General features: G+C 36.1%; 5 protein-coding genes. 1 reads left to right on the top strand and 4 read right to left on the bottom strand.

Going from position 1 to position 13,735, the window contains the following annotated elements:
• Window positions 1–399 precede the first annotated feature (399 nt).
• Entirely contained in the window at window positions 400–4,653 is a 4,254-nt protein-coding gene (locus IC221_RS23075; RefSeq protein ID WP_188171209.1) for a fibronectin type III domain-containing protein, read from the bottom strand.
• Window positions 4,654–5,104: 451 nt separating this feature from the next.
• Between IC221_RS23075 and IC221_RS23070 the strand changes: the two genes are divergently transcribed.
• Window positions 5,105–5,482 (top strand): PH domain-containing protein, encoded by a 378-nt coding sequence (locus tag IC221_RS23070; protein WP_188171208.1) that lies wholly within the window; start codon window positions 5,105–5,107, stop codon window positions 5,480–5,482.
• 137 nt (window positions 5,483–5,619) lie between these two features.
• Here IC221_RS23070 and IC221_RS23065 read toward each other — a convergent pair whose 3' ends face one another.
• The 3 genes from IC221_RS23065 to IC221_RS23055 all read right to left on the bottom strand — a co-directional run bounded on the left by IC221_RS23065 (window position 5,620) and on the right by IC221_RS23055 (window position 13,485).
• Window positions 5,620–7,635, bottom strand: coding sequence for a sulfatase (locus IC221_RS23065; protein WP_188171207.1), 2,016 nt, complete (start codon window positions 7,633–7,635; stop codon window positions 5,620–5,622).
• 177 nt (window positions 7,636–7,812) lie between these two features.
• On the bottom strand, window positions 7,813–12,675 hold the full coding sequence (locus tag IC221_RS23060; RefSeq protein WP_188171206.1) for a LamG-like jellyroll fold domain-containing protein: 4,863 nt from the start codon (window positions 12,673–12,675) through the stop codon (window positions 7,813–7,815).
• A gap of 405 nt (window positions 12,676–13,080) precedes the next feature.
• Window positions 13,081–13,485, bottom strand: a complete 405-nt coding sequence (locus IC221_RS23055) for a hypothetical protein (RefSeq protein WP_188171205.1) — start codon at window positions 13,483–13,485, stop codon at window positions 13,081–13,083.
• Between the last annotated feature and the right edge of the window lie 250 nt (window positions 13,486–13,735).

Genomic DNA, 13,735 nt, shown 5'->3' with positions numbered 1-13,735 from the left:
AACATTCAACAGGTATTCCTAGTAATAAAGTCTTCAAAATAACCGCTTGAAATACTCAATTACTATGTAAAAAATAGAGCTTAAAACTGATATTGATACATCGCTCTTTTAAAATGAATAGCTTTTATTACTATCATAAAGAATTACACACACCACAATATTATTTTGAATGAAGAGAAAGAAGGATAAAATACCCATGTTATTAACTCAAGTACTATTAAGTAATTGCTACACTTTAAACTAAGTTTGAACCACCAACCATAATTATATTTTACAGAAGTCTATAATTACTTTTTGTACTGAGATGGATAGTGTTGAGAACTAAAAGGTCTTCATAATGATTACTACATTTCTAATTCCTTTTCCCCTCAACCCTTTTTTATCCTTCTTCACTCATTTTTATCTAAAGCTGACCTTTTTGACAAGGTATTGATCATTAGATAGGATATTCAGGATATAAATTCCTGACGGAAGAGATAAAGTGAATTGGTTAGAATTAATTTTTCCTGTTTGCACTTTTTTACCATTCAAGTCGCTTACAAAGTACTCTCCTTCCATCACCTGAGGTAATTGAATTTGCATCACTGAACTTGATGGATTTGGGAATGCTTTTACAAATTCACTTAATGCTCCATCAACGCTTGTTGGAGGGGTAGTTCCTGTTGTAAAAGAATTTTCCTCACTTTCTTCTGACCCCACATCCTCGCTATTCATAGTTTTCACCGTGAAAGTATACAATGTACCCTCAGATAAATCTTCTAAAACGAACGAAGTCGAAGATGTTGTCAACGTTTTATCACCAATCGTGATAATATAAGTGACATCTAAAGCATGTGACACTGCCGTCCAAGATACGGTAGCTGATGTTGGAGTCACCTCTGAAACCAAGATATCTGAAGGTGCTACTGGGGCAAAATAAGAAGTTTTAAATGCTTTTGATTCGCTCATTTCAGAATACTTATCATTCGCATCCTTCACTTTCACACTTACTGTATAATCAGTATACTCAGCTAAATCGGAAAGCGTGAGTGTGGTGTTTTCAGTTTCAAATTCTTCATCACCTAACTTAACGATATACTTTACATCAAAAATATGAGTTACAGTTTCCCAAGTTACTGTTGCTAAAGTTTCTTTGATTTCACTAATCGTTACATTTTGAGGAGCAGCAGGTGCAGTGTAATCTGTAGTGAAACTCACAGCATCACTTTCATCAGAAGTCATATCATTTTCATCTACTGTCATTACTTTTACCTCATAAGCGGTATTTTCTGATAAGTCAGATAAGGTCAATGTTGTAGATGAAGTTTCGAATATTTCACCACCTAGCATCACTTTATAGCTGACACCGACTACATGATTTACAGCGTCCCATGATACCTCCGCTGAAGTTGTTGTTACATTAGAAATGGCAACATTTGATGGAATTTCTGGAGCAAAATAGGAAGTTTTGAATGCTTTTGATTCACTCATTTCAGAATACTTATCATTCGCATCCTTCACTTTCACACTTACTGCATAATCAGTATACTCTGTTAAATCGGAAAGTGTGAGTGTGGTATTTTCAGTTTCGAACTCATCATCACCTAGCATGACAATGTATACTACATCAAAGAAATGTTCTACAGCAGTCCAAGTTACTTTTGCGGTGGTCTCTTCAATTTCAGTTACTGTAACATCCTGAGGGGCTGCAGGTGCAGAATAGTCAGTTGTAAAACTCACAGCATCACTGTATTCAGAGGTCTTATCATTTATATCTACTGATTTTACTTTTACTTCGTAAGCCGTGTTTTCTGTTAAGTCTGATAAAGTCAATGTCGTTGCAGAAGTTTCAAATGTATCATCTCCTAACATCACCGTATAACTTACCCCTACTTCATGAACCAATGCATCCCATGATAGCACTGCTGAAGTCTTCATCACATTACTAACCGAAATATTTGATGGTGCAGTTGGTGCATCATAAGTTGTTGTAAAAGAAGTTGCATCACTGTAATCGGATGCCATATCATTCACATCTACTGTTTTAACTTTCACCTCATAATCTGTATTCGGTGTTAAGTCTGTCAAAGTATAAGTTGTCGATGTTGTTTCGAATTCCTCATCTCCCAACATCACACTATAGCTTACACCTACTACATGTTCTACGGCATCCCAAGTCACAACTGCCGATGTATTGTCAACTTGACTTACGGCAACACTTGTAGGAACATCTGGAGCAAAGTATAATGTAGTAAAGGCAACTTCAGCACTATATTCAGAGCTAACATCACTTTCGTCTATTGCTTTCACTTTCACTGCATAATCTGTATTCTCATCCAATCCTGTTAATGTCAATGTTGTTTCAGAAGTAGGTTCGAACTCTTCTTCACCTAACAGGACTACATAACTTACTGCTGAGATATGATTCGATGCATTCCAAGTCACTACTGCTGATGTTTCTGAAGCATCAACACTCACTCCATCAGGAATACTTGGTACTGGGATAATAGTTTGGAAAGTCACTTCTTCACTTGGAGTAGAAAAATTACCTGCGACATCCACGGCACTTACAGTAAATTTATACGTTGTAGAATGGCTCAACTCCTCAAATTTAAATGTTGTGGCCGCTGTCTCTGTCACAATATCTTGATCACCCAATTTGATAATATAATGATCCACTAAATGGTTGTCCATTGATGCTGTCCAAGAAGCCACTGCACTGTAGGATTCAATTTGGTTTACAGCAACATCAGTAGGAATAGTAGGAGCAGTCTCATCAATAGTAGTTACCATCAATGTAAGTGCATCACTTTCGTTTCCTGAATTATCAACAGCACTTACTACTACAATATAACCTGTCATCACTTCTAATTCCTCGAAAGTATACATTTGTGTAGCAGCACTCACTTCCATACTCTCCTCACCCAATGTCACTTTATAGCCTTTCAAACCTGATTCATTGTCAACTGCAACAGGCCATGTTACTGTAAAAGCATTTTCACCAATGGCAGACGATAACAGTTCACCTGTAAAAGTTGGTTTCACATTGTCAATTGTCATTACCTCCTTTGTTGCTTCTGTACTTTTGTCAAAAACATCTGTCGCTACAACTTTTACAGTATAATTTTGATAAGGATTTAACCCTGAAAACTGGTAAGATAATTCTGAAGTTTCTGCTTCAAATTCATCATCTAAATAGATCGTATAGTTCTTCAATAAATCTGTAGCACTTGTCCAAGATACATCAAAGCTAGTCGCCGTTATATTAGATGATGAAATTTCAGGCACTAGAGGGTCCGTCACCTTTACTCCATTTACTTGATACGCTCCCACATCAATTTTACCATCTGAAACAGGTCTTATATTTCCTAATTGATCAAAAATATAACCGTTGGCATCTGCCGTTAAGTATTCTGCTTTACCAAGTCCAACAGCTACAGCATCATCCGCAAATGTAACTACCTTTTTTTCCATATCAAGCATCAATGCGAGCTCTGCCTTATCTTTAATGTTGTTTCCGCTATTGTTATTTCCTACTAACGAGACTTCATCAATTGTATACAGATCTACTTCATTAACGTTTACCACTCCAATAATTGAAGCATTGACCGTCACTCCTGAAATCACCTGTAAATCTGATTCAATCTTATCTTCTCCACTTGGGAAATAGTTGTCAAAAATCAACGAGTTATTGAGTGTTGTTGCAAAGTTTGCATCGTTTACTCTGATACCACCAGCTGTACCAAAACTCTTCGTTGTAATGTTGCTGTATACCGTTGTATTAGTCAATACCAACGTACCCACACCTTTTGAAGCTACACTGATCGCTCCACCATTATTATCAGCAGAGTTGTTATATAAAGTAGAGTTGATGATCTCAACGCTAGAGCTGTTATTTTTATTGGCAATAAAACCAATGGCACCACCATTATTTTGAGCTGTGTTTCCAGAAAAATAAGATCTCGCGATTTTCAAACTAATGATTGCATTGTTGGAGTTGTAGAAAATAGCACCACCATCACACGTACTTGTATTGTTCTCGAATGTAGAATTGGAGATCATCACATCAGCATCTTGGCTCAAAGCAATGGCACCACCCATATTACTATCATCCAATACACCCAATGTCTTATTGTTAGTAAAGCGACAACCAATGAAGTTTACTTTACCTCCGTCTACCGCTACAGCACCGCCATTATTCAGTGTAGAGTTGTTGTCAAAAACACAATCCACAATTTCTATTGGTACATCTGTTCCACCTGCTATAGTGATGGCACCACCGATATTGTAAGATCCGGGTGTGTTGTACTCACCATTACCATTGATAAGGCTGATATTTTCCATTCTGAAATAAGGACTTTCGTCTACATCAGAAAGGGCAATATTGAAATGCTTCGTAGTGGATTGAGCATCAATTGTACCGTTATTGATACCTTTTAGCGTAATGCTTTTTGAGATGGCAAATGATTCCGTAATTACTACTGTTCCATCTATAATAATCACATCTCCATACTCTGCCAAAGCATAGGCTTTATTCACCGTAAGCACTGCTGTTTCTACCGAACTACCGTCATTCGTATCATCGTTTCCGGTGCTCTTTACATAAATATCTTTTGCCCAAGATGCTTGCATCATGACAAAGAAAACCAAGAGTAAAGTACTAAGTTTTTTCATATCATTACATATTGTTTTACTCAGAAATAATTGATCATTTGACGATTCAAAAAAATTGCTCTATGTGTTTGATGTCGGTCAATTCACTTATTTCATTCCTTTCCAAATCAACCCTATCAGTCAACTACTTCTGTTGAATTTCTATTAAAAAATGACTCCTTGTATTTGTAGAAGTACTTGATACAAAAATGTATGGTATACACTAATTAATCATTAATTAATCCTTAATCCTGCCTTATTAAGGGGGTTAGGACTAAAAAAGAGATGAAATTAAATTTTAGTTTTTGGTAGATAATTGTGAAAAACAGGAGAATACCATACTGGTTTTCTAGGTTAAAACATTGGATCATTTAATTTATAATATCATACTTTTAGTATATTTAAATACAGATCGTAAATCGTAGTGTTTTGCTATCTGTTTTTTTAATGCAAATTTTAACTATTAAATACAATGGGATTTTTCTCCAATTTAACAGGCAACGCCTCTGAACTTAATGCTGAAGATCTAGAAGCTGACTTCGCAGATGTAATATATGATGGGGAGACCGTAGAAGCGGCTTTCAAAATCTTTAGAGACAAGTGGGTATTTACCAACAAAAGACTAATCGTCTTGGATGTACAAGGTTTAACAGGCAAGAAAAAAGAGTATCATTCTATTCCTTATAAATCTATCACTCAATTTTTGGTAGAAACTGCAGGTAATTTTGATTCCGATGCTGAGCTTAAAATTTGGTTATCGGGTCAAGGTGAACCTCTTCAATATGAGTTGAGCAGCGGAGTAGATGTTGTTTCTCTTCAAAAAACTTTAGCGAAAAACGTCTGCAAATAAATGCCAAAAAAACAGCCAAGGCAGACTCCGTTTCGAAGCCGTTCCTGACTGTTCTAAGCAATATAATATACGATATTTGTGAAGGGTATTTCTTCATCATTCGTCCATGTTTTGAGCATGGGCGAATGTAAAACTTATTAGATCTGGTCTAATTTTACCGTTTTGATTTCTACTTTTTTAAAGATGTTTTCTTTATAGTTTTTCATAAAAGGAGCTTCTTTCCATCTTTTGATGGTATGTTTTCCACTCGTCCAAAGCTCTATTACTGTACCATCTGCTTTTCTCGCAATAAGGTTGTCAATGTAAAAATGGTAAACGCCTGTTTTTCTTCCCATAAATGACATCATGTTGTAGGACAATTTCTGAGGTGTTGCTTCACCGATTCCTACTACTCTATGCTCCCAAACACCTTTTCCTTCTTTTACTCCCGGTCCTTTCTTTTGGTATCTTCCATATTGGTCATAGCCTGATTTTGCAAAAAGCAATTTCCATGTGCTGGTTGGTGAATAGAAGAAGCCTTCATTGAGTCCATCTTCTGCCACCATAATATCGTATTCCACAACATCTCCTGGCTCAATAGTATATTTCATTTTGTCATAACCGTTGGCAAATGCAAAACGCATCACATCTTTTCCGCTTTTAATTGGCACTGCCTGATCTACGTAAAACTCTAATACTTCACCTTGTGGAGCAGCTTTTTGTGATGCACTAGGAAGGTATGAAGGAGGTAAGTAAGAAGGATTAATATTGTTTGCTCTCAAAAAGTCGAGGTGCAACTGCTTCATTTTTTCAACTTTCTCAGGGTGCTTCTCTGCAAGATTATTTTCTTCTTTTAAGTCAGTACTTAAATCGTATAGTTGGATTTCCAATGGATTATAAATCAATTTCCAATTACCTTCTTTTACGGCCCCTTCACCAGTCCAAACCCACTGTTGCACCATATTATCATGTGCTTTATTTCCCATGATTTCTTTCGACAAATCTCGTCCATCAATCTCTACTGATTGATCACGCTTCGCTCCAACCATTGCCGTAAGTGTAGGATAAATATCAAGATAATTGAAATCTCCCGTATATTTTTCACCTTTGTTCATTCCTCCATTTTCCCACATCATACCCATAGGTACGTGGATACCACCTTCATAAATTGTATGTTTATGACCTCTAAATGGTAAGTTATTTCCCTCTGGAGTAGCTCCGTTATCAGAGGTGAAAATAACAATCGTATTGTCCAATAGACCTTCTTTTTCAAGGTAAGCCACTACTTCTCCTACGGCATCATCCAAACTGAGCAACATAGCTGAACGTACAATTTGTTTTTGCTCATCGGACATTTTCATCCAAGCCTTACTTCCTTTAAAATAGTTTTTATACTTTTCTTCTGACAATAAAGCTGTTCCTTGCTTCACTGCTTCGGGTACTCTTAATATGTCCTCGTACTTTGCGTTTAAAGGATTGTGCATGGCTTCGTGAGGAATATAACATAAGAATTGTTCGTCTTTATTCTTCTCAATAAACTCTAAAGCATATTTTGTAATCAGATCCGTAGTATAGCCCTTTTCATCCGGACGGTTGGTTTTGTCATGGTACCATGATACTTGTGCATATACATTCGACATACGTGTGAAGTAATTACCACCACCTCCGTAGTAACCTACGAAACGGTCAAAACCATGAGCATTTACACCTGCTCCTAATTGAAATTTCTTGCTTCCTTTCTTCTCATTTCCGCCATAAGAAGTGGGTGCTCCATTATGCCATTTACCAAATGCACCAGTAACATAGCCATTTTCCTGTAAAGTCTCCGGCATTGTCACTTCATCTGTAGACAATTCTCCGCCTGTTTTAGGGCCTGAGTTGGTCTTCACATAATGCTTCGCCGTCAACATTCCTGCTCTTGAAGGAGAGCAAACACAATGTGTATTGTAATTGGTGAAAGTGGTACCTGTATTAAATATTTTATCAATGTTGGGTGTTGGCGTTAAACCTCCGTTGACTGATAAGTCTCCGTAGCCCAAATCATCCGTAAAGAAAATGACAATGTTGGGTTTCTTTTTCTTTGCGTTGCTTTTATTTTCTTCGGGATTGGAAGAAGCACTTACAAACGTAACACCAACGAGGTAAGTTAAGATCGTTATTATAATTCTTTTCATCTCTAATTATTCTTTAAAAAATCGTTTTTGAAAGCAACACTTCTTCAATGTTTTCCTTGCACATTGAAGAAGTGCTTGATGCCTTTACAAAAGTGTAAGAAGTAGGCTAATTATATATTAATTGTACCTTAATAGCCTTCTATTAAGAAAAATGAGGGCTTGGTCTATGAAAAATTATTACTGTTTAATGATTTTATGATACAGAATTGTACCATTATCCAACTCTATCTTCAGCAAGAAAATACCACTATTCAATTCCTTTAAGTCTATGGTTATGGACTTATTATTGACATCAAATGTTTTGAGTGGTAATCCAAGATAGTTATTTACTTGAATTTTTTTGATGTTTAATGCTGAAGATTTGACGGTAAACGCTTGATCAGATGGATTAGGATACACTGTGATATTTGTTTCGTCAATATCTACAGCAGTTACATTACCGTTATTATCATCTATTTTCTCTACTGTAGTGACTGTGATTTGAACAGTATTCTCTACATTTTCACAAAAATCACCTAGAACCTCTAATGTCCAAATGCCATTATTTTCGTGTTCTAAAGATGCAGTCCAAACTGGGTTTTCATTACTCGGGTAACGAACCCCTGAAGGAGAGGTCCAAAAATAATCTTCCGATGTACTACTATTTGGCATTAAAGTAATATCACTTCCCTCAGTCACCTCAATTGTATTTCCTAATTGTACCAAATCAGCATCTATTTTATAAGAGGCTTCGTATTGTTCAAAATAATTATTTGACCAATTGATATTGAAATCAACTCCTTCATTACTACTGAATTCTGAAATCATTTTAAATGTTCCAAAGCTTTCTTCGTTGTTTAATGGATAAGAAAATGTTCTCTTTAACTGATTGAAAAAATAATCTTGTCCTGTAGGGGATTGAACTGTCATTTCAAGAGGAGACGAAAACTTGAAGTTACTTACGGAAGTAAGCTGCTCCACCAATCCCCACTTATGGGCCAAATAGCCCTCGATTAATTCTTGTTCGCTTTGAGACAACTTTTTATCAAAAACAATGATCTCAGCAATATACCCTTTGTGGTGTCTATTTTGATTCGGAGAACTACTGTATTGCCCTAAAAATAAATCGTCATTATTGCTCAATTTCTCATTGGCTTCCAACTGTAAATCAAATTCTTTTGCCCCATTTGTATACATTGCCATAACGTCCTCTTTTCGGGTAAAAGTACTGATGCTGCTGTAAGGTAAACCATAAGCTGAGCTTGAAAGTGTTTTGCTTCCTCCGCCAATGGCAAATTTGCCAGAATCGGAAACTCTAAAATAAATACCATCTCCATCAGTACTGTTTTTATTACAAATAGTATTGGTCCACACACTTACAGGATCAATTTGATGGACCATTATGACCGTAAAATCCTCTTCCAAGAAAGTCGTTTTACTCGATGGGAATAATCGTAGGCTGTTGGTTTCGTTTTCTTCTTTTCCAAAAGCCAGAGCAGGCAAACCATTCATGGCGTTGCTGCTGTAAACAGGGGCAATACTACTATTGATAGCAATAGCATCATTGCCATTTTGAGATTGGTCTTTCCATGTTGTAATTCTATCTCCTTCCTTTAACTCCTCTATTGCTGCAGCATCTAACCACATGATTGGAGCAATTTCAAGTCCGATTTTCATCTCTAATTGATCTCCTTCACAAGCCCAAATATCTTGAGGAGTTTGCCACTCTTCCTCATTGATTCTCATCTGAATATTTAAATCACCCGGCAATCCCAATGTATCTGAAGCAGTATAAAAATCAAGACATTCTGAAGAAGATATAGCCTTACAAACTACGACATCTCCTGGAGATAATAGTGTAGTTTCTAACTTTGAAGTCGTCTCAGATATAATTTCTCCATTGATCCACCACTCAAATTGTGAGGCTGTTTCTCCTTCGGTGGAAACAATAGCTTCTATGTATTGTACCTCACTGAAAAAAGTTGCATTATCATTGAGTTTTAATTTCAATTGAGGCTTAATTTCAAATGACCAATCAATATTTGGCCAAGCTTCTTCACTCCATGCGATTAAATCTCTGATGATTTCACAATCTACCCCAAACTTGATCGACTCCCCAATCACCCAATACATATGATCTGCCCAAAGTGGAGCACCTATTTCGTCTTCACTACCATCAGAGAGTTCATCATTGGATAAGGTGACATCCCAAACTTCAGACTTTTCGATAGGGTCCAACACATTCGAACCGTTCATTCCTTCTTCCCATCGATCCCAAGTTGCGATATCATGTTTTCTAACGGCTTTTAAAAATTCTCTCAATTGGGCATCTAAAAAGAGTTTAGTCATACCCGGCTGAATATCATCCAGTAAACCAGGCCAAAATCCCGATTCAAAACCATGGAAGTTATTCTTTCCACCATCTCCTTCTTTTCCAAAGAAATACCAAGGCCCCTGTACTCTGATTCTAAAGCCCATCCCATCGTTAGGTGTAAGATCACCTGACCACGTTTTTGTTTTGTACAAAGTACTCAACGAGTGATAGTATCTTAAAGGTTGATATAAATTAGAGGACTGAGAACTGCGAAGTATGAACATAGGTTGATAGTTATAATCCACCGGACCATTCCACCATTGTTGTCCTTCACCCCCTGCCAGAACGGCTTGAAGATGATACCAAACTGTCGATTCATATTGTCCCGTTTCTTCGGGTTGATCACCAAACGTTTGACAGTTCCCATCTACACAGCCTGTAATATGTGCGGGCACCTCAAAAACGTGTTTTGAAAGTCCATGAAACCACTGTCTTGATGTTGGGTGATCTTCTCCTAAAATATAATCTTCTGCTTGATCTTGTAGATTGAATTCCTGCATGATTTCAAAGTTTTTAACCGCCATCAAACGGGCTAAACTTGTACCTGCAAACTCTTGTGCCACATTATCATCTAAGGCGTCTAATCCATTTCCTTTTGTTGATCGCCAGTGTTTAGTTTGTCCGCCCCCTTGTGATTGGAAGAAACGGAAATTATAACGAAAAACTTCGTGAGCATAACGAAAATCAGCCAATTGTTCTTCCGTAAGCACATTCATATCCACTGTAACACCATCACTTTTTTTTGGTAATTCGGCAATTTTATCTCTGATGATTTCAATTCCTTTTTCAGGGTTTAGCAGACTTTCCTGACTGTTTTTATATGGCGTTCTATCTTTATAAGTTTCTTCATAAAAAGTCCCTTTTGTGAAAGCATCTTTAGGGTGTACCATTGGAAGCCAATGCTTCCAATCCGGAAACTGAAGTGCTAAAGGTAAAACTGTACGGTCTTCTCCTTTATCTTGGTCAAAATAGTCCTTAACTGTCTCCTCATTTACGCCATTCGGAAACATATAAGGTAGCATGTCTTCGTCTTTTTCTAATACCGCTTCTAGTCCAGCTCCTGCCGCCCAATATTCAATGGGTTTGTCTTTCAAGGCTGGTCCAGGCTGATACGGCGGATTCCAAGGTCGTCCATGACGGTTTACATTTTCGTATTTATCTTTTAATGATCGGATATAAGATGCTACTTTTCGTCCTTCATCTTCCGTTAAATTATGAAAAACTGATCGCTCAATAATCGATTTATTGGAATAAGAAAACAGCTCTAAATCTCTACCATCTTGTGTATGGCAATCTGCACATTTGGCTTGAATTGGAGCATGTGGCAACAACTCGTAACCGTACCAAAAACCTTTTGTATCTTCTTTTAAGTAATTGGACCACAAAGCTCCTTCCCTCCATAATTCTTCACCTTCTTTGATAGATTTATCATCAGTATACGGCCCTACCCACAATTCAGGGTCATCATCATAAAAGAAATCCTCTGAAAGAATATTTTCTTTAAACTCATCTAATAAATTGAATTTCACTACACGAAAGCCATTTGAAATCGCATCGGAATGATTAAACCTAAAATACACTGTATTGACACCTGCCTTGAAGCCTACCGCTGGAATGGCCACTCTGATGGTATTGTAACCACCATGTTGCATGCCTCCTCTTGCCTTCTCTTGAATTGGCATTTCTACAGATGCATGATTCAAGTCGTACCATGCTCTATCATTTACTTTGATGGAAACTTTATTTTCATAGCTCAAATTATTGATCTGCATCCATAACTTTTGCGTGGCGTCCACTTCATTTTGAGTGAGTGTAAAAGAACGCAGTTCCACCAAGTTTTCTGCACCAATAACTTCCACAGGCAAGATAAAACGATGCCATAGGTCACGCATTTTAGTGTATTCGTATATAAATTCTTCAGTAGAAAGTGCTTCGTCAAAAATTTTCACTTCTCCCACCATTCCATTGACTTGTCGGTTGCCATTGGTAAATGTACCCAAGTATAAATGATCAAAATTGAAGTTATCTTTTGGTACAGTCAACGTGTGAGACAGTAGGTTTTGGGAATCCCAGAAAGTAAGTATTCCACTCTCTGCGTCATAATTACAAGCCACCACTACCGAATGGTTGAGTAATGCTTTTGCACCTGGTACATTCAAAGTCTGACCACCTAAATAAATCTGAAATTCTCCTTGCTCACCGTAACGGATTCCAAAACCATTATTGCTATTATTGGAAGTATTACCGATCAAATCACTCCAATTGTTGTGGTATTTGTTGACTTCAAAAGAGACCAAAACACTAAAACCTGTTTTGGCACTTGCAGCTCCTATAAAATCAAAAAGTTCCGCTCCCTTTTCAACGGGTAGTAATTGTAAACCCGAACGGTCTTTATCAATTTCAGGATTAACGTAGGCTCCAAAATCAATCCCATATTGATTGGAAAAAGAGGCGTTAGCGGAAGGGTAAATGGCACTACCGAAATACGGTATAGCATGGTTTTCGTTTCCAGACAAATCGATCCATTCTGTTACAAAATTGGTTTCATCCACTTTAATTGTTGATGTATCATGAGTGGATAGATGTTGGAAAATGTTTTGACCAAAACCAATATTGGTGATCAATACACAGCATAAAAAGAGAAGTTTAACCCTTCTAGTTTGTAAATTAAGTAGTAAATAGTTCATACTCATTTCGTATAGTTTTCGATCGAATTATTAATTCAATTCATTTCCTATTTTGTTTGGTATCAAAATTATTTACGGGCCTTAATTTTATATTAAATAGGGATTAATCGGAGAAATTAATGGGTTTTAATAAAAATATAACTCTTCATAAAATTGATTATTTCTCTATAGCTTTCCCTCATAAGGCTTACCGATTGAATTCTTCGATAAGCTTTTGCTAGTGTTTTTTGATGTTAATGGAGAAAAAATCTACAACAAAAAACCTTCCGAGTAATCGAAAAGTTCCTCATAATTTCCAAATTAGCAATGCATGATTATCAACACCTTTGTTCAACTTGGGCTTAATTTTTGGGTCTGAGGACCAAGCTTAGACCTAATTATAGTATAGTGTTTTATAGTGACAAATTATATTACAAAGAAATATGTAATGAGTAATACAATTCCAAAAATGACAATATGTTTTGTATAATTCATTTCATCTTTTTTAGTTTTCGGTGTGTAACTTGAATTAAAATTTTCAATTCTACCTTTAAACTGATTAGTATTTAACTCTTCAGCTTTTTTATCTTCAATAATTGAATTTATAATTTCAACAATTGAATTGTAACCATTGTTTAACTTCTCCTCCAACTCATCAACCAAAATTTCGTATGAAATTGATTCTTCAGGGTCTTCCGGATCATATAAAATACCATAATCAGGTACGAATAATAATACTTCTTCACCAATTAAACAGAGATCTAATTTTTTCGCAATTTCAATAAGTTTATAGTATAACTCAAGATGATCATTTACGTAGTTTAATCTCAATGAAATTGTTCCATTTTTATTTAAATAAAAAAAATGAATCCATGCATTATCAAAATAATAATAAGCGATTTTTTCGTTATTCTCAGTTAATACTTTAATTGATTTATCGCTTTCTATTAAGTCCTTTAGTTCAAATCCATAGTTATAATCGTATAAAAATACTTTTTTTTCTGAGAAGCTATTTAAAAATAGATCTTAATATTTCGTATTGCATTTAGAAATAAAAGTCTGAAAGGAGATATTTAATTAC

Source organism: Flammeovirga sp. EKP202, from assembly GCF_014534745.1.
Lineage (GTDB): Bacteria > Bacteroidota > Bacteroidia > Cytophagales > Flammeovirgaceae > Flammeovirga.
The sequence above is the reverse complement of the archived record's forward strand: the minus strand, read 5'-3'. Positions and strand labels throughout refer to the sequence as shown.